Annotated in this window: 16 protein-coding genes; 1 reads left to right on the top strand and 15 read right to left on the bottom strand. The window is 66.2% G+C overall.

Going from position 1 to position 18,731, the window contains the following annotated elements:
- Window positions 1-140: 140 nt before the first annotated feature.
- The 11 genes from AB1446_02235 to AB1446_02185 all read right to left on the bottom strand — a co-directional run bounded on the left by AB1446_02235 (window position 141) and on the right by AB1446_02185 (window position 11,299).
- A complete protein-coding gene (locus AB1446_02235; protein MEW6545724.1) occupies window positions 141-1,475 on the bottom strand; it encodes a (Fe-S)-binding protein in 1,335 nt (444 codons plus the stop codon).
- A complete protein-coding gene (locus AB1446_02230; protein ID MEW6545723.1) occupies window positions 1,472-2,872 on the bottom strand; it encodes an FAD-linked oxidase C-terminal domain-containing protein in 1,401 nt (466 codons plus the stop codon). Before AB1446_02230 ends, AB1446_02235 begins: the two co-directional genes overlap by 4 nt.
- A 7-nt stretch (window positions 2,873-2,879) precedes the next feature.
- Entirely contained in the window at window positions 2,880-4,088 is a 1,209-nt protein-coding gene (locus AB1446_02225; GenBank protein ID MEW6545722.1) for a lactate racemase domain-containing protein, read from the bottom strand.
- 33 nt (window positions 4,089-4,121) lie between these two features.
- Window positions 4,122-5,528 (bottom strand): DASS family sodium-coupled anion symporter, encoded by a 1,407-nt coding sequence (locus AB1446_02220; GenBank protein MEW6545721.1) that lies wholly within the window; start codon window positions 5,526-5,528, stop codon window positions 4,122-4,124.
- 13 nt (window positions 5,529-5,541) lie between these two features.
- The gene (gene sucD, locus AB1446_02215; GenBank protein ID MEW6545720.1) at window positions 5,542-6,420 is read right to left on the bottom strand and encodes a succinate--CoA ligase subunit alpha; all 879 of its coding nucleotides are present in this window, start codon (window positions 6,418-6,420) and stop codon (window positions 5,542-5,544) included.
- Between the two features lie 5 nt (window positions 6,421-6,425).
- A complete protein-coding gene (sucC, locus tag AB1446_02210) occupies window positions 6,426-7,580 on the bottom strand; it encodes an ADP-forming succinate--CoA ligase subunit beta (protein MEW6545719.1) in 1,155 nt (384 codons plus the stop codon).
- Window positions 7,577-8,113, bottom strand: coding sequence for a 2-oxoacid:acceptor oxidoreductase family protein (locus AB1446_02205; GenBank protein MEW6545718.1), 537 nt, complete (start codon window positions 8,111-8,113; stop codon window positions 7,577-7,579). The genes sucC and AB1446_02205 overlap by 4 nt, the downstream gene beginning before the upstream one ends.
- Window positions 8,098-8,322, bottom strand: coding sequence for a 4Fe-4S binding protein (locus AB1446_02200; GenBank protein MEW6545717.1), 225 nt, complete (start codon window positions 8,320-8,322; stop codon window positions 8,098-8,100). Before AB1446_02200 ends, AB1446_02205 begins: the two co-directional genes overlap by 16 nt.
- The gene (locus AB1446_02195; GenBank protein ID MEW6545716.1) at window positions 8,319-9,131 is read right to left on the bottom strand and encodes a thiamine pyrophosphate-dependent enzyme; all 813 of its coding nucleotides are present in this window, start codon (window positions 9,129-9,131) and stop codon (window positions 8,319-8,321) included. Before AB1446_02195 ends, AB1446_02200 begins: the two co-directional genes overlap by 4 nt.
- Window positions 9,131-10,258, bottom strand: a complete 1,128-nt coding sequence (locus AB1446_02190; GenBank protein ID MEW6545715.1) for a 2-oxoacid:acceptor oxidoreductase subunit alpha — start codon at window positions 10,256-10,258, stop codon at window positions 9,131-9,133. The genes AB1446_02195 and AB1446_02190 overlap by 1 nt, the downstream gene beginning before the upstream one ends.
- A 294-nt stretch (window positions 10,259-10,552) precedes the next feature.
- Entirely contained in the window at window positions 10,553-11,299 is a 747-nt protein-coding gene (locus AB1446_02185; protein ID MEW6545714.1) for an IclR family transcriptional regulator, read from the bottom strand.
- A gap of 218 nt (window positions 11,300-11,517) precedes the next feature.
- Here AB1446_02185 and AB1446_02180 point away from each other — a divergent pair, with 218 nt between their 5' ends.
- On the top strand, window positions 11,518-12,954 hold the full coding sequence (locus AB1446_02180) for a D-alanyl-D-alanine carboxypeptidase family protein (GenBank protein MEW6545713.1): 1,437 nt from the start codon (window positions 11,518-11,520) through the stop codon (window positions 12,952-12,954).
- Here the strand turns inward: AB1446_02180 and AB1446_02175 are convergent.
- The 4 genes from AB1446_02175 to AB1446_02160 form a co-directional block, all read right to left on the bottom strand.
- Window positions 12,949-15,177, bottom strand: a complete 2,229-nt coding sequence (locus tag AB1446_02175; protein MEW6545712.1) for a transglutaminase domain-containing protein — start codon at window positions 15,175-15,177, stop codon at window positions 12,949-12,951. The genes AB1446_02180 and AB1446_02175 overlap by 6 nt on opposite strands.
- Window positions 15,174-16,358, bottom strand: coding sequence for a DUF58 domain-containing protein (locus AB1446_02170; GenBank protein MEW6545711.1), 1,185 nt, complete (start codon window positions 16,356-16,358; stop codon window positions 15,174-15,176). Before AB1446_02170 ends, AB1446_02175 begins: the two co-directional genes overlap by 4 nt.
- A 37-nt stretch (window positions 16,359-16,395) precedes the next feature.
- Entirely contained in the window at window positions 16,396-17,340 is a 945-nt protein-coding gene (locus AB1446_02165) for a MoxR family ATPase (GenBank protein MEW6545710.1), read from the bottom strand.
- An 83-nt stretch (window positions 17,341-17,423) separates the two neighbouring features.
- Complete coding sequence (locus AB1446_02160) at window positions 17,424-18,683, bottom strand: M20 family metallopeptidase (GenBank protein ID MEW6545709.1); 1,260 nt, start codon at window positions 18,681-18,683, stop codon at window positions 17,424-17,426.
- Window positions 18,684-18,731 lie beyond the last annotated feature (48 nt).

Here is an 18,731-nt window from a genome sequence, read left to right as displayed (position 1 = left end):
TTCCAGGCCCTGGGGCCTCATCCCATGCTTATGGCATTCGTGCGGGAGAGGTCAAGGGGGTGGGACAACGCCGGGGTAAGGAGGGGTGCGTCGCCCCGTTGGGGACATGCTCACGAGCAATCTCTACTTAAGCCATCTACTTAACCAGGCCCCGCCCCAATCAAGCTGGGCTCCACTGCAAGCAAGAACTCGACCAGGTGCATCACCCGCAGCGAGATCCCTGCCCGGTGCACCCCGTACTGTAACTGCATGAGACAGCCGGGACAGGCAGTCAGGAGCAACTGGGCACCCGTCTCCTCGGCCGCCCTGATCTTGCGCTCCAGGATACGCTGGGACACATCGCGATGAACCAGGTGGAAGCTGCCGCCACCACCGCAGCAGGTATCCGCCCCTGCCATCTCCACAAACTGCACTCCCGTCGCGCGCACCAGTTCACGGGGAGGGGCCTTGATTTTCTGGCCCCGCACGAGGTGGCAGGGGTCGTGATACGTAACTCTCAGTTGAGACCAGCGACCGTCCACCTGGCATCCCCGCCCGGCGGCAGGGGCCGCCTCCCCTGTTCTCACCCCGAGCAGGAACTCCGAGACGTCCCGCACCTTGCCGGCGAACTCCCCGGCCTGTACTCGCCAGACGGGGTCAGATCCAAGCAACCAGCCGTAATCTTTGAGGCTCGCCCCGCAACTGGCGCAGTCGGTCACCACCATTTCAGCGTCGCGGAAAATGGCCACGTTCTGGGAAGCCAGCCGCCGTGCCTCCTCAAGCTGCCCGTGCGCCAGCAAGGGCAGCCCGCAGCATCTCGCCGGTGGTACTTCCACCTGGTAGCCGGCCGCTTCCAGCAGAGAGATGGTGGCCCGGCTCACGTGCGGGTACAACGTTTTCATCATGCAACCCGCGAAGTAGTGGACTTTGCCCCGGGCGGTGCCCCCGGCTGCCATCCTCCGGCCCGCCGCCCCCGACGAGCCCGCTGCCACAGCGGATGACCTCGACTCAGGTACCCCCCCCGGCGGAGGCAGAAAGTCCATGGCCTCCCCTACCAGGGCCCTGACCAGTCCCAGGACTCCCGTGCCCTTCAGTAGCCGGTACACCCGCGCGTTGTGGTAGGCCCGCATCAGCAGGCCGGCCAGGGCCAGCACCCCCGGGCGGGCCAGGGCCGCGTCCACCGCCCGCACCAGGCGGGGAGGCGTCACCGACCGTGCCAACGCGGCTCGACCCAGGAGGACAGCGCGCGGGGCCTTCACCTTGCTGGGGCAGTTGGCAGCACAGGCGTGGCACAACAGGCACAGGTCAAGAGCCCGCGACACGGGCACGGGATCGGCCCCCAGACCGCCCGCCAGGAAAGCACGCAGGATGGCCAGCTTGCCTCTGGCGACCGTGGCCTCTTTCCCCAAGCACTCGAAGAGAGGACACACTGCCTGACAGGCACCGCAACGGTCGCACTGTCCCACGATTTGTGCCAGTTCATCGACTGCGGTCAACGCTCGGCGCCCCCAGAAAAGATCTTGCCAGGATTGAGGATGCCCTTGGGATCCAGGGCTCTCTTTATGGATTTCAACACGTCTACCTGCGCCTCGCCGAGGGCGTCGGTGATGAAGGGCAGCTTGGTGATGCCGATGCCGTGCTCCCCGGAAAGGGTGCCGCCCAGCTCCAGCGCCGCGCGGAAAACCTCCGCGACGGCGGCATCTGCTTTCTCCTGGTTGCCCTCCTGGCTCAGGTCGGTGAGGATGGAGGGATGGAGGTTGCCGTCCCCCGCATGCCCGAAAATGGCGATGGTAAACCCGTAACGCCTCCCGATATCCTGCAGTCTCCGGATCATCTCGGGGACGACGGTGCGGGGTACGGCGATGTCCTCGCCTATCTTGTTGGGAGCCATCGCTGCCACTGCCGGCCCCATGGCGCGGCGCAGGAGCCACAGGGCATCCGCCTCGGCGTCATCAGCGGCCTCCCTGATCTCGATCGCCCCTGCCTCGCGCGCTACAGCCACCACCCGCCGGGCCTGAGGCACCAGGACTTCGGGCTCCCCGTCGATGTCAACCAGCACGGCCGCCTCGGTGCCCGCCGGGACGTGTACCGGATGCGCCCGGGCCACCGCATCTATGCTTACCCTGTCCATCAGTTCGGCAGCCGCTGGAATCACCCCAGCCTGGATCATGCGCACTACCGCCGTGGACGCGGCATCGACCGACCCAAAGCAAAGGAGCAGGGTCTTCTTGGCCGGGGGGAGGGGCAACAACCGGAGCAGGATACGGGTGATGACCCCCAGCGTCCCTTCCGAGCCCACGAAGAGGCGGGTGAGGTCGTACCCGGTGACGTTCTTCACCGCCTTTCCTCCGGTCTCGATCACCCGCCCGTCCGCCAGCACCACCTGAAGTCCCATGACGTAATCGCGGGTCACCCCGTACTTGACAGCCCGGGCCCCACCGGCGTTCTCCGCCACGTTTCCCCCCAGGGTGCAGAACTTCCAGGACGCCGGGTCGGGAGGGTAGAAAAACCCCTTCCTTTCCATGGCCTGGCAGAAATCGAACGTCACCACCCCGGGCTCGACCAGGGCCATCATGTTCCCTTCGTCCAGGTCCAGGATGCGGTTCATGCGCTGGAGAGAAAGGACCACGCCCCCCGCGACCGGAACCGAGCCCCCGGTACGTCCGCTGCCCGCCCCCCGGGGGACCACGGGTACACCGTGCGCATGGCAAACACGCAGGACGGCAGCCACCTCTTCTGCAGACCGGGGCTGCACCACGGCTTCGGGCAGATGAGGAGGCACGAGAGGCAAGAACGAGCCGTCGTACGAGTAGGTGAAACGGTCGAGATCGTCATCGAAGAACCGATCTTCACCCACGATGTCCAGCAACTCACGCTTGACGATCTCTTTCAAAACTACGTCACTCCTCTATGTCCAGCGGCTGGGGATCGCCCACGACGTGCAGGTGGGGATTGGCCTCCACCTCCGGCAGCAACGCCTGCGATACCCAGAGGGTATCCAGGTGTTTGGTGTCCCGGATGCGCACCAGGCGAACGGCGTCAGGCTCGAATGGCCTCAGCGCTACCTCCACCGCCTCCCTGGCCGTCGGCAGGGTTACCGGGACTTTGCCGCTGCCGTAAAAACCGGTGGTGATGACGTTGGCGTAAGTGACCCCAAAGTCGATCTTGTCCACCAGCCGCCGCGGGACCAGGTCGGCAAATCCCACCCCCAGGGCATTTCCGTGGGTGGCAGGCGTCAGATCGAGCACCACTATGGTGCGGATGTCGGGCAAGCCGGTTCCGCCTATGCGCCGGTGGATGCCGATGACGTTGACGTCCATCCCCGTACCGCTGATGTCCTTGCCCATGCGGTCCACCACCAGGACGTCCAGCTGGTCGAAAGGCAGGCGGGGCAAATAGTGCCAGGCCTTCTGGAGCAAGAGGGGCTCGCGCTCGGGAATCTCCTCCGGGAGGAGGACCTGCAGTTCCGCCGCCTCCTCCCGGAAGTTCTCCACCGTGGCAATCCCGCACAAGAGACGCGCTTTCTCCCTCACCAGCTGGAAGCCTTCCAGCAATACCTGTGAACTCAAACCCGCCCGGTGAGCCGCTTCCGCCCCGTGGCGCTTGCCCATACCCACCACCGCCATCTTTACCAGGCCGCTCTCTACCGGTCCCCGGAAGGCGGTGTGGGGTTTCACCCGGTTGAACAGCACGATAGCATCCGCCTCGTAGGCCAGCCGGTCACAGAAAACAGGCATCCCGCTCGCGGTCGTCCCCAGCTGAACCACTTCCATGCAGGACCGGATGGGTGCACCCACCGACTCGGGCGTGATGCCCAGGTCCCGGAGCACCCGCTCCTGCCCTTCGGCGGTGCTCCCCCCGTGGCTGCCCATGGCGGGAAATATGAAGGGCTCCGCACCCCGGGATTTAAGCTCCGCCACCACAGTACGCAGGACGGTCACGTTGTAAGAGAATCCCCGGGACCCGGAGGTGATGGCCACCCGCAGCCCGGGACGGATGCGGCGCCAGACCCCCGCTCGCTCAAGCCCTTCCACCAGCGTTCGCTCGAGGTCGTCCACCCTGTCAGCGGGGATATCCTGCCGGACGGGCACCACCACGGGACTCTTCACGGCCATCACCTCCGGCGACCATTTATCCTGGGATCAGAGCAGGCCGATCAGCGGCCACCACAGGTAGAGGGCACCCACCAGGGCCGCTGCGATCAGCAGCGCCAGGGGTATGGCCCCCTTGAGCAGGTCTGTCACCTCAAAGCGCCCCGACCCATAGAAGATGAGGTTGGGAGCGCTGTTGAAGGGCAGGAAGAAGGCGGCCGTGGTCACGGCCAGCGTGGCCAGGAATCCGGCCACAAAGGGATCGAACCCACGGGCGGTGGCCAGCTGCACCACCACCGGGATCATGATCATGCCCATGGCGTTCATGCCAGAGAACAGCGGGTGAATGAAGATGATGGCCAGGATCACCACCAGCATGAACGGGGCGAATTCCAGGGACTGCACCCAGGGTGAGGAGGCGAAGAAGCGGCCTACCAGCCACTTGAAGCCGCCGGTGGAGTTCACCACGCCGGCCATGCCCATGGCGAATCCCAACCATATGAGCATGGGCCACGGCATGTGCTTCTCCACGTCTTTCCAGCTCACCGCGCCTATTCCGGGGAACAGGAGCATGATGGCCATGAAGAAGGACACGGTGGTGGAAGGCACCTTATGGAGGAGCTCGGTTGCCCACAGAGCCAGGGTCACCAGCATGATGACCAGAGTGGCCTTCTCCGCCCGGCTGGGAGCACCCAGGCGGGATACCTGCTCGCGCACGAACTCCCGGCCCCGCACCCATTCGCTCTCCTGGGGCGGGAACAGGCGGTAGACGATATAGGGGAGGATGAGCACTACCGGGAGCATGGGTACGAAAGCGGCGATGAACCAGTCGCTCCACACCACGCGGTGCCCGGTCATCTTGTCCAGGAGCGACACGAACAGAGCGTTTCCGCCCATGGCGGTGAGGAACATGTTGGTGTTGGTGGTGTTGATATAGAGGTTAGCCAGGGTCAGGGTATGGTCGCCCTTCTTCTCCCCTGCCTTCAGGCCCAGGGCTTCGCAGATGCCTTCCGTCACCCCGTAGAGGATGGCGCCGCGGGCCGTGTTGGAAGGGGTGAAGGGAGCCAGCACGTTGTTCGTCATGGTGGTCCCGTACAGAAGCCGCAGGGGGCTGGTGCCCAGCTTATCCATGATGGTGTAGGCAATCCGCCGTCCCAGGCCGGTGGTGGCGATGGCTGCACCCAGGATGCAGGCGAAGGTCACCATCCACCACACGGGGTCGGCAAAGCCGCCCAGCACTTCCTTGCCGGGCACCTTGAGGAAGATCATGACCGCCGCACCCAGTATGGCCGTGAGGTACTCCGGGATGGGCCGCAGTATCCACAGGGCAACCGACCACAGGAACACCACCAGGGGAATGCGTCCCTTGGCCTCAAGTCCGGGCGTCGACCAGTTCAGAGCCCACAAGGCCACGAGGGTGAGCACGATGCTTACGATGGTCACCCACTTGTTGCGCATCTTCTCCCTCCTGTCAGGCCACGTGCGACAGCACGGCCTTCACTTCGTCCAGGATACCATCCAGGGTGGAGGCCACCCTGACTCCCGCTTCCTTCAGCCGCTGCATCTTGGCAGCCGCAGTACCGCTGCTTCCCTGCACGATGGCGCCGGCATGGCCCATGCGCTTCTCGGGAGGGGCAGTCTGGCCGGCGATGAAAGCCAGCACCGGCTTGGGATATCCCGCCCGCAGGTACTCGGCTGCTTCTTCCTCCGCACCTCCCCCTATTTCCCCTATCAGCACCACTGCTTCCGTCTCGGGATCGTGCCGGAACAGTTCCAGCACCTCCACGAAGGTGGTACCCACGATGGGGTCTCCCCCTATCCCCACGCAGGTCGATTGCCCGATGCCCCGGAAGGTGAGGTTGGAGGCCACCTCGTGGGTCAGGGTTCCGCTCCGGGACACGATCCCTACCGGGCCGGGGCTGTAAATGTACCCCGGCATGATGCCCACCTTGCTCTTGCCCGGGCTGATGACGCCTATGGTGTTGGGCCCAACGACCCGCACCCCGCGCTGGCGGGCCAGCGCGACCAGCCGCATGGAATCGAGCACGGGAACGTGTTCGGTGATCACGACCACGAGGGGAATACCGCATTCGATGGCCTCGGCAGCCGCCTCCAGCACGAAGGGGGGCGGTACCAGCACCAGGGAGGCATCCACCCTGGCGGCCGCGCATGCCTCAGCCACCGTGTCGAACACGGGCACCCCCTCCACCTGGCGACCTCCCCGCCCGGGAACCACTCCGCCCACCAGCTTGACGTTGTACTCCAGCATGCGAGCGGCGTGGTAGCTTCCTTGCGTGCCGGTGATGCCCTGGATGATCACGTGGGTGTCCTGGTTCACCAGAATGGCCATCTCGCTTACGTCCTCTCCCCGTTCTTGTTCATCAGTTCAAGGAGCCGGGCCACGGCCTCGCCCGTGGTACCGTACTTGACCACCTCCACGCCCCTCCGGGCCAGGATGGCCCATCCTTCCTCCTGCGAGTGCCCGCGCATCTTGACTACCAGGGGCACGGAAATCCCGTCCTCGTCCAGCACCTGGGCGATACCCCGGGCCATGATCTCGCAGTTGTTGATGCCGCCGAAGACGTTAATGACGATCCCCTCCACGCCGGGGGTGCGGGCCACCACCCTCAGGGCGGTAGCCATGCCCTCCTGGGACACCCCTCCCCCTACGTCGAGGAAGTTGGCCGGCCTGCCTCCCAGGGCAAACACGGTGTCCATGGTGGCCAGGGCAAGACCCGCCCCTCCCGCGATGACCCCCACGTTACCCCCGGGAAGACGCACGTAGGCCAGACGGGCCTGCCTGGCCATGGCCTCCAGGGGATCCCCCACCGGGGCGGCCTCCTTACCCAGTTCCGGGTGCCGGAAGAGGGCGGCATCGTCGATCACCAGCTTGGCGTCTGCCGCCACCACCCGGCCGTCCGCGGTGACCACCAGGGGGTTGATCTCCGCCGTGGTGGCATCCAGCTCCAGGAAGGTACGCACCAGCTGCCCCAGGGTACCCGTTACCTGGCCCAGCGCTTCTCCTTCCAGCCCTGCCCGCTTGACCAATTCTAGGATCTGGTGGCGCCACACGGGCCTGACCCCGTCCACGGGCAGGGAAACGATCGCCTGCGGCGAGCGGGCGGCCACCTCCTCCACGTCCATGCCCCCCTGGCATGTGAACATGAGCACCGCCGCCCGATCCCGCGGGCTGACGGTGATACCCGCGTAAAGCTCCCGGGCGATGGAGAGCTTCTCCTCCACCAGTACGGCCTCCACCCGGTGACCGCCGATTTCCATGCCCAAAATGCGCTCGGCCGCCTCCCGGGCCCTGGCCGGGGTATCGGCCGGAAGGACTCCCCCCGCCTTCCCCCGTTTGCCGCTCCTCACCTGGGCCTTGACCACCACGGGCACACCCAGTTCGGCCGCGGCATTTTCAGCTTCCTCAGCCGTGCGGGCCACCTGCCCGCGGGGAACGTTGATCCCCCGGGCGGCCAGGATACGCTTGCCCTGATACTCCAGCAGGTTCACGGCTCCGTCCTCACCCTTTCGTACCCGGCTTCCAGCGCCCGCAGGTTCAGTTCCCGGAAGCGAGGAGAAACCACATCGCCCACCGCCCGGCGCAAGGAGTCCAGGGTAACCACGCCCCCCGCCCGGGCCAGCGCGCCCAGCATGACCATGTTGGCGGCCATGCGGTTGCCGAGTTCGCCTTCGGCAATGGAAGTCGCGGGCACCAGCGCCACCCGCCCACCCCGGGGCCAGTTCTCCACCAGGGTGGAGTCCAGGACCAGCAGGCACTGCTCGTCGCATTCGCTCCCGTAACGGTCGAGAGCCGGCTGGGACATGCACAGCAAGGAGTGGGGCTTCCTGACCTTGGGGTACAGGATGCGCTCATCGGAAATCACCACGTCGCAGCGGGCCGCTCCCCCGCGGGCCTCGGGACCGTACGACTGGGTCTGGGCTACCTCCTTGCCCTCGTAGACGCCAGCGGCGTGAGCAACCACGATGCCGGCCAGGATCACCCCCTGCCCGCCGAAACCGGCGATCCTCACCTCTTTGCGCACTGCTCTTCCTCCTCCACGTAGATGGCCAGGTCGGGGCAGATCAGTTCGCACAACCGGCAAGCGTTACACTTTTGAGGCTCAAGGGCCGCGGGCAGGTTGTAGCCCTTGCGGTTGCGCTTCCCCGACCACCCCAGGACCTGACGCGGACACTCGGAGATGCAAAGCCCGCAACCCTTGCACCAGGTCTCATCGATGCAGGGGATCTTCATTTGCCATCACCTTCCGTCAGCTGGCGCAGAGCCTCGGTGAACTCCAGCCGGACCTCGCGGTGCAGGGTGCCGATCTGCACTTTGCCGGCCAGTTCTTCGGGCGACATCGAAGCGGCCCTTTCTTTCCCCACTACCCCGGCCCGGATGTCTTTCAGCAAGGCAGGCGCGTCCAGCCCCCCCTTCATGTAGCGGCCGGTCTGGGTGGGGCACTGGGTGAGCACCTCGATAAAGGCAAAGCCGGGATGCAGGATGGCCTCCTTGAAGGCCCGTGTCAGCTGGCGCGGATGACCGGAGGTCCAGCGAGCCACGTAGGTGGCACCGGACGCGATGGCCAGCCGGCACGCATCGAATGGCATCTCCGGGTTCCCGTAGGGCGAAGTCTGGGTGCGGGCCTGATAAGGCGAGGTGGGAGCCACCTGTCCTCCAGTCATGCCGTAAATGGCGTTATTCAGCATCACCACCGTCATACCGATGTTGCGCCGGCACGCGTGGATAAAATGGTTTCCCCCGATGGCCAGGCAGTCACCGTCGCCGGTGAAAACCACCACCTTCCGCTCCGGCCTGGTCACTTTCAGTCCGGTGGCAAAGGGGATGGCCCTTCCGTGCAGGACGTGCAGGGTGTCTGCGTTCACGTACACGGGAATCCAACCAGAGCACCCGATCCCGCCCACCAGGGCGAGCTGCTCACCGATGTCCAGCTCGTCCACGGCCCGCAGGAAAGCAGACAGCACCGTGCCGTCACCGCAGCCGGGGCAGAAGATGGTGGGCAGGGTATGCTTGCGCAGGTACTTCTCTCCCAACGGGTGCATCATCGACCACCTTCCTTGAGGACGGAGGTGATGGCGTCCAGTATCTCCTCCGGAGTGTGCAGGGCTCCTCCCAGCTTGGGCAGGCTCACCACCTGAGCACCCCCCGCCACCCGCTCCACCTCGAGCACCAGCTTCCCCACGTTCATCTCTGGCACCAGCAAAGCCCGCACACGCCGGGCCAGGGCGGCCAGCCGCCTGGCCGGGAACGGGAACAGGACGCGCAGACGGAATATCCCCGCCGGTATACCCTGCTCCCTGGCGGCGTACACGGCCTCCAGGGCCGGCCGGGCAGAACTGCCGTAACAGACCACCACCGCCTGGGCATCTTCCAGGAAAAGTTCCTCCACGTCAGTGAGCTCGTCCACGCGGGACGTTATCTTCTCACACAGGCGCCGCACCAGGCGGGCGCTGGCCTCCGGGTCGTGGCCCACCCGGTTGCCGGTTTCGTCGTGGAGTTGCCCGTCGACCAGCAGCCGGTAGCCCTCGTTGAAGGCGGGCATGCCCGGAAGCAGCCCATCCGGCCCCGGCCGGTACGGCAGGTACCCCTCTCTGGGCGGGCGCTTGCGGGGGATCACCTCTACCCCCGGGTCGAGCAGCACCTTCTCCCGGGTGTGCCCCACTATCTCGTCCGACAGCACGTATACCGGCACCCGGTAGATCTCCGCCAGGTTGAACGCCTTGACCGTGAGGTCGAAAGCCTCCTGTGCAGAAGAAGGAGCCACGGCTATGATCTCGTAGTCACCGTGGCTCCCGAACCTGGCCTGCATGATGTCCTGCTGGGAGGGAAGGGTGGGTTGCCCCGTGGCCGGCCCGCCCCGCATGACGTTGATGATGACGCAGGGGGTTTCGGTTTCGGCCGCATAGCCCACTCCCTCCTGCATCAGGCTGATGCCGGGTCCCGATGAGGCGGTGCACGCCTTCACCCCGCCCCAGGAAGCGCCTATGACCGCGCAGACACTCGCCAGCTCGTCCTCCATTTGCATAAAAACGCCCCCTACCTGGGGCAGCCGCCTGGACATGAGTTCGGCAATCTCAGACGCAGGCGTGATGGGATATCCGGCAAAAAACCGGCAACCCGCGACGATCGCGCCCTCCACACAGGCCTCGTTGCCCTGTATGATCCTCACTTCCGGTGATCTCCCAGCCAACCGTCTCGCCTCCAAGAACCTGCTATCCCGCCCACCGCGCAGGCGCCCTCAGAATGATTCCTGCTGACCTGAAGGTGCCGGGGCGGTATGCGCACAGGGAGTGCGTTTACCGCACGTACTATTCTACACCGGGGCGAAGAATCCTTCTTGGGCAAACAACATCTCAACTAACAAAACGGAACAGCCCGGCCTGCCCATACGGGCGGCACGGGCAAACAACTCCCCTCTGGCCCCACCGGCAAGCAAGGGGGCCCGGCAGTTACGCTGGTACCGTCAGGATCCTTGCCAGCCCAGGTCGGCAGATATCTGCTTGGCGGCCTCCCGCACCGACTGCCCCATGGCCGCTATGTCCTGCCCGAGGATCTCGGAAACCGAGCCGGAAAGGCTGATACCGGCCACCGCGCGCCCCGTCATGTCCCGGACAGGGGCGGCTACGCAGGCTACGTCATGGTTGTGCTCGCCGCGGTCCACCGCGTAACCCAGCACCCGCACCTCGTCCAGTTCCCGTAACAACGCTTCCTCTTCGCACACGGTGAGCGGGGTAAACCGCCGCAATCCCCGCTTGCGGATGATCTCCAGCAATGCCTCCCCCTCCAGATCGGCCAGCAGGACCTTGCCCACCGCGGTGGCGTGGGCCGGTGCCCTGCGGCCGATGTGGAAGTGGGTGCGCAACGGCTTGCTGCATTCCAGGCGGTCGATGAACACAACTTCTCCGTCCTCTAGCACTGCCAGATGGGCGTTGATCTGCCACCTTTGCACCAAAAGCACCAGGTGGGGGCGCGCCACCTGCCGGATGTCGAGCCGGTTCACCATGCGGTTGGCCAGTCCCACCAGTTTGAAGGTAAGGCGGTAACGTTCCCCGGCCGGCAGGTACTGCACGTAACCTTCCTCCACCAGCGTCTGCATGAAACGATATGCGGTGGTTCGGTGCCACCCCAGCACCCGCGCTACCTCCGAGATGCCCATCTCGCCACGAGGACAGTCCGCCAGCACTTCCAGCACTCTGAGGGCTTTGCTCACTGACTGGACTCGACTCTTAGTGGCTGTGACCGGGCTCACCGGTGGTTCCCTCCCGCCTCCCAGAACTGAGACATCATTTCGCCGGGATAGGCCGGGGCTCCTCTCAACCTGCCCCGAATGCCCATCTTGCCGGCGAGGTACTCCCGCAGTATCATGGCACCGATGCGGCAGTATCACGGGCGACTATTCACTACCGAGGCAGACCGACCAGGATCCGGGTGAAGCTGTACAGGGGCGTGTTGGCAGGAAGAGCGAACCCGAAGCGACCAGAGCGTTGCGAACCTCTGGGCGTGCAGGCGGTCGTCAGGCTGAAGGAAACCGGGCGGGGAGCGGGCATCGGCAGTTTGCTGGCCTGTGCAGTTATGGTGGCCGGCATCGTGACTGTTGCCGCGGCCACCACCCCGGTGGTGCGGGCCCAGGGCTGGCCGGCCGTGGACGCAGAAGCCGTATGTGTCATGGACGCCGCGTCATTTCGCATTCTTTACACGCGCAACCCGGACCTCCCGCTCCGCCCGGCCAGCACCACCAAGATCATGACCGCCCTTGTGGCCATGGAGCAGGGGAACCTGCAAGACGTGGTAACGATCAGCCGCCACGCCAGCCGGGTCGAGGGGAGCCGGGTGTACCTCGACGAGGGAGAGAGGCAGACCCTGCGCGACCTGCTGTACGCCCTTATGCTGCGATCGGCAAACGACGCCGCCATCGCCATCGCGGAGCACCTGGCCGGGTCAGAAAAGGAGTTTGCCCGGCTCATGAACGAACGGGCCCACGCCCTGGGAGCCACCCGCACGTGCTTCGCCAATCCGCACGGGCTGGACGCACCCGGCCACTACACCACTGCCCGCGACCTGGCCCTGATAAGCGCGCACGCCATGAAGAACCCTGCTTTCCGAGAAGTGGTGGGGACCAGGCAGTGGGAGATGCCGTGGCCGGCCAGGGAAACGACCAGGAAGCTGTACACCGAGAACCGACTGTTGTGGCAAAACGGGGGCGATTCCGGGTACGTGGCCACGGGGGTGAAGACCGGCTACACCCAGGCGGCCGGTCACTGCGTGGCGGCCTCCGCCCGGAAGGACGGTATGGAAGTGGTGGTGGTCCTCCTCAAAGCGGGGAGGGGATTCTGGGACGACGTCCGCACCCTCTTCGATTACGCGTTCGCTAACTACCGTCCCGTCACCATCGTGCGAGCAGGGGAAACCCTGGGGACGCTGACCCTGCCCTCGGGCAGGACGCTGGTGGGAGCGGCAGGCCGGGACGTGGTTGTACCCCTTGCCCGGTGGGAAAGCGCTGCTCCGAAACCACAGGTCGCGACCAGCTGGGAGCCCGGGCTGCGGGCGCCCCTGGCCGCCGGTCAGCGGGTCGGCCAAGCGGAGGTACGCTGCCCGGATATCCCCCCGGTGATCATTCCCGTGGTCGCAGCCGAGGCCGTGTCGCCGCCTTCGCGCTTGAGAACGTGGCTGTGGGCATTGCCGTTCCTGGCAACTATATATGTGGTGGTCAGGACCAGGCGGCAGCGCCGGTTGCAGAAATGGCCGGTATCACGGACCCGCGGGGGATGGGCACCGCCACCCCGGTTTCGCCCGCGCCCCGGCCGAGGAATAGCTCCCAAGCCCCGGAAACCGTGGGCGAGAACCATGGGCAGACGACGGTCATGACCGCGGATGAGAGGAGACAAATGTCAACCAGCGCAACCACTGCCACGGACCCAACTTCCGGCGCACCCAGGCCCCCACCACCCGCACCTCCCATACCAGGTCGGCGTGGTCTGCGGCAGCGGGTTGCGGCCGCGGGCCGTAGGCGGCCTCCTCCACGGCAGCCGTGAGGTGGCTCAGGGCAGCGCGCACCTCCCCCTCCAGACGAGGGGCAAATTCCCGCAGGAATTCCCGGGGAGTCTGCCAGGACTGCCTGACCACCCCAGCCAGGGCCAGATAGTACTCCATCAGCCGGTACTGGCGCAGTACGAACGCGCGCGGTGATTCGCCCGCCAGGGGCCGGTGCTGACGCCACAGCCAGGCCAGGCGGTAAGCGAGACGCCCGCCCGGAGCGGCTGCACCCAGAAGCACCACGGCCGCAACCGCCTTCAGCCAGGGCACCCCCGATCCTCCGGAGGCAGGCGAGGTAACGGGCGGCTGCCCCGGTTCTTCCTCAAGCCCCCACCGCCCGGGGAATGCACCCGGGCGGGACCAGGGACGGTCGGGCGTGTCTCTTTCGGGGACGGTTATGACCGGGGCGGGGACGTATTCGCGCTCGGGGACCGGATAGCGGGGAGTGGGATCGAACGTCACCCACCCGCAATCGGGGATGTAAACTTCCACCCAGGCGTGGGCGGAAGAACTGGGCACTTCTATCCACCTGCCCGTGTCCAGATCGATGACGAACCCCTGCACCCACCGGGTGGGAACCCCCAGGGTGCGCAGCATCACCGCCATAGCGGTAGAGTGATGGACGCAATAACCACGCTTGAGATCAAACAGAAAGTCGGCCACAAAATCCTCTCCCCGGGCCGGACGGGGCACTTCGGTGTCATAAGGGTAGGTGACACGGAGATAGTACTCGATGGCCTTTGCCTTCTCAAAAGCAGTATCCGCACCCGCCGTAACCCGCCGTGCCAGCTCTGCGACTTCGCTGGGGACAGAGGGAGGGAGTTGCAGGTACATACCCCATCGGGGACTGTCTTCCTGCCCGGGGCGATTCAGCTCGGCAGCACTATGCAGCGGCACCCGGGCGCGTACGGTGTAGCTCCCCTTCGGCCGAGAAGAGGTCAGTTCCATGTCCGCAGTGGCGAACGTTTCCGAGCCGACCTGCACGGGGATCCAGGGCGCAAAGAGGTAAAGATAAGGAAGGTGCCGCCGGACCTCCAGTTCCACATCGAGCCAGAACGCAGACGGCACCTCTCCCAAACGCCTCATCCAGTCGGTCGAATTGGAGTCCCGGGGCATAGCGAACCTCTCCGCACTGTCCCGCCAGCCCTTCCCTGCGTACAGGCTTTCCACCGTACCCCGCAGATATAGGCGCCGCGGTAGTGGAACCCGCGCCGACCCAGGTTGTACTTGCGCCCGCGAGATTAGTACATGCAGGGCCACTCCCGTCCCGGACGAGACCGCACCCCCGAGATGGCGCGCGTTGGGGTTAAATCCTACCGGCCCAGCGGCAGACGTCCCTCGCAGCCTGCCCAGGCCGGGGACAGCTTCCAGCAACCTCTCCGCCAGCCGACCCGGGGACACCACCGGGTAAGAAGGTAATCCCCGGGCCGCTACCAGAACAAGCGAGGTCACCAGCACTGCCCAGGCCGCTGCCCGCACGCCCGTCAGACGCTCACTCAACCCCGGCCCGCTACGCGCGGGCGTGAGGTTGCGCCAGGCAGCCAGCCAGCCCATCGCCAGCACGATGTATACGCAGAGGTAATCGAGGCCGCGGTCGAAAAAGGAGAACCATCCCAGCACCGGGATCAGCGCCCCGGTGGCCAGAGGCCAGAAGGGGTCACGACGACGCGCGCAGAACGCCAGCACGACCACCGCCACCAGCAAGGGAGGCAGTATCGCCCCCGCCCACACCAGATCCGGGGTGAGGACGGGAGGTATGCCCTGCATCCACTCCGTAAGGGCGGCCACTGCACTTCGAACCCAGGAGCCCGCCCCGGCCACTACCCGCCGTACACCTGCATGGACACCCAGGGTGGCCACCATTGCCGCCAGGATACCCAAGAAGACCGCGGTATGCCGCGTTCGGAAGGCCAGCCCGGCTGCCAGCAGACACTGCCCCAGGGCCACTCCCAGCAGGACGGGCCAGGAATGCCCGTGACCCATGGCCAGCAGCAGGCACCGCGTCAGTGCCACCAGGGCAGCATACCCCAGCCCGACCAGCAACAGGAGGTTCACGGGCCCACCTCCCCGCCAGCGGCAGCCGACCGAGCCTCCCCGCCGGCGGGATGCCCGCCCGCCTCCGCCACACCCGAAGGGGAAAGCCGCCAGCGGGGGGGATCCCCCACCACCCGGGCCACCAGCACGCCGACGCCGTGTTCCTGCAGGTAGGCCGCCTGCCGCCATACAGGATCCCGGGGTAACACCAGCACCAGGCAGGCGCCCATGCCCTGATGGCGAGCACGCAACAGACGGTCGAACAGGACGCCGTCGAGTTCGGGGGTGAGGGCCATCACGGTGCACCCCCTGGGGAGAGAGGCCAACCGCGCCCCCAACACCTCACCCAGGGGCATCCCGGTCCCCTGCACCCGCAGCAGGGCCTGCATGACCTCGCGCCACTTGCCCTCTCCCCTGCCCGGCCCCACCTCCACGGGAGGATCTCCCTGGCCCACCATACCCACCACGGAACCGTGCAATAGCAACCACCTGGCCAGGGATGCCGCCAGTTCCACCGCCGGCTCCCCGGCGGGATCCAGGAAGATCCACACTTCCGGTACCGCACCCTCTTCCAGCACCCGCACCTGCCAGGACCCCCTGCGGGCGGTGGCCTTCCAGTCGATCAGGCGCGGATTGTCACCCGGCCGAAAGGCCCGCACCTCCACCAGGTTGGCGAAGTCCTCCTGACTGGGACGCCTGGTGCGAATGCGCCCGAATGACCTCCCCGGCGCCACGGGGGGCGCCTCCACGGGCAACACGCGCGGGTACACGGTGACGCGATCTCCCGTTGCCGTGGTCTCTGCCTGCCACAGCCCCAGCGGGTCGCGCACGCTGACGTGGAGCGGCCCCAGGCGGTACGTCCCCCGCGGCAGGATCAGGGGCCCCAAAGCCGCGCTGGAGGTCCCCAGTGCGGGCACGCGCCCCTGCAAGCGGTCCTCCAGGCGAGGACGGCAACCGGGCACGCCCCGTATTTCAACCCGGGGAATGGGGAGGAATCCTTCGTTATTGAGGCGCAACCGCAGGACGGTCCGGTCGCAGGTGGTGAGTACCGGCCGCTCCGGCTCCAGGTAGACGCTCAGGTTACCCAGCGACAACCGCACCCAGAGCCACATCACCCCGAGGAGCAGCACGAAGGCGTTGGCCAGCACGGCAAATGGCCGTCCACCCACGAAAACGGCCAGGCCGATACCCAACGCCAACAAATAAATGGCCCTCCGGTCCACCAGTACCGGCGTGCGATCACCCCCTGTGGGGTAGGGGGACGGGAACCTGCGTCAGTAACCGGCTCACCACATCTTCCGGTACGGTACCGTCAAGTCGTGCTTCCGGACGCAAGATGAGACGGTGGGCCAGCACCGAGGGCGCCATTTCCTTCACATCATCGGGCAGAACGTAACCCCGCCCCGATATGGCCGCCAGGGCCCGGGCAGTACGGAACAGGGCCAGGGAAGCCCGCGGGCTCACCCCCAGGTAGACCTCGGGCAGCTCCCGGCTGCGCCGGGCCAGCCGGGCTATGTAATCCTTGATGGAATCATCCACGTAGACGGCGGCCAGTTGGCCCGCTGCGGTCAGGACCTCAGCCGCGGAGGTGACGGGTTCCAGTTCGTCCAGGGGATGGCACCCGGCCAGCCGCTCGAGGATGGCCACCTCCTCGGACTGACTGGGATATCCCAGGCGGATGCGCAGAATGAACCTGTCAAGCTGGGCTTCCGGCAACGGGAAAGTACCCTCGTATTCGATGGGATTTTGGGTGGCCAGCACCATGAACGGCTCCGGAAGGCGGTGGCTCACCCCGTCCACCGTCACCTGGCGCTCCTCCATCGCCTCCAGCAGGCTGGACTGGGTCTTGGGCGAAGCCCGGTTGATCTCGTCGGCCAGGATGATCTGCCCCATCAACGGCCCGGGGCGGAACACAAACTCCCGCCGGGCCTGGTCGAACACGGTGGTCCCTGTGATGTCCGCGGGCAGGAGGTCAGGGGTGAACTGGATGCGCCGGAATTCGCACCCCAGGGATCGTGCCAGTGCCCGCACCAGGGTGGTCTTGCCCAGCCCCGGTACGTCCTCGATCAGGACGTGCCCCCGGCATAACAGGGCGATGATGATCCGGCGGATGGCCTCCCGCTTGCCCACCATGACCTTCGCCACATTGTCCTCTACGCGGCGGGCCCACTCCTGCAAATCCATGGCAGGTCCATTATATCACGGAGCCCCTCCTGAACCACCCGCGCCGGGCGGTCTGCTCCGCCCGGGGTTCCGGCCTCTGACGGTCAGGTGCTCCAATGGACTGCCTTCCCGTTCTTACCTCCCAGTTCCGCCCAGGCGTCTCGGAGCAACCCGGGCCTGGAGAAGAGATCCCAGGCGGTCATGGCCAGTGCCTTGGCCGTGTTGAGCATGGCCCGGTGGGCCTCTTTGCTGGCAGCGGCTGCGGCAAACTCGGGACTGTGTCCGGGGATCCCCGGCGCGCAGATGGCGAAGTAAGGATGGATGAGAGGCACCACCCGGCTCACGTTCCCCGCATCCGTGGAGCCACCCCCGCCTCTCGGTTCCGGCGGTTCCAGCGAAATCCCCAGGGCGGCCAGGTTCTCCGCGTACAGCCGGGCCAGTGTCCGGTTGGGCAGCACACTCTGGTACGTACGTGCCGTGTAGCGGAACTCCACCCGGGCACCAGTGGCCTGGGCCGCGCCCTGCGCACACTCCCTGACCCGCCGCTCCACCTCTTCCAGGTAGGCGGGATCGCGGGCGCGCACGTACATGCGGATGCGGGCCCGGTCGGGAATGATGTTGGGCGCCCTTCCCCCTTCGGCGATGATGCCGTGGATGCGGGCCTCCTCCTTCAGGTGCTGGCGCAGGGCATTCCAGGCATTGAAGGTCAGGATGGCAGCATCGAGGGCATTGATCCCTTCGTGGGGCGAACCGGCAGCGTGCGCGGCCTTCCCGTGGAAAGTAATCTCCAGCGCCACCCGACCCGTCGATGATTCACCCAGTGCGTTGCGCGAGGAGGGGTGAGCCATCAGGGCAGCATCGACCCCCCGGAAAAACCCGCTTTCGACGAAATACACCTTCCCCCCGGCATCGTCAACTGCTCCTTCCTCAGCCGGGGTACCAAACACCAGCACTGTTCCCGCGGTTCCGAACCGCTCCATCACCCGCCGGACCGCAGTGGCCGCACCCACGGCTACCGCGGCAATCAGATTGTGCCCGCACGCGTGGCCCAACCCGGGCAGGGCGTCGTATTCCGCCAGGAACGCCACCTGCGGGTTACCCGGTGGCACACAGTACCGGGCAACAAAGGAGGTGGGCAGCTCCTCCGGCCCCGGGCCCACCGCGAAGCCCTCTCGAGCCAACAATTCCACCAGGCGCTCTTTGGCCCGGACCTCCCGAAGGCCCTCTTCGGGATGAGAATGGATGAACCGGGAAAGATCCTCCAGGGCCGGTGCCAGCCTGTCAACCTCCTGTCGCAGGATCTCCTTGGCCCTCCCCTCTCCGCTCAGGGCCGCCTCACCACGGTCCAGCTTGCATCCCCCCACCCTCGCCTGCCCCGCAGGCGGTCTCGTTGCGGCCAAGGCCGCAAAACA

Source organism: Bacillota bacterium (assembly GCA_040757085.1).
In the GTDB taxonomy this organism is placed as follows: Bacteria; Bacillota; Sulfobacillia; order JACIYH01; family JACIYH01; genus JACIYH01.
The sequence above is the reverse complement of the archived record's forward strand: the minus strand, read 5'-3'. Positions and strand labels throughout refer to the sequence as shown.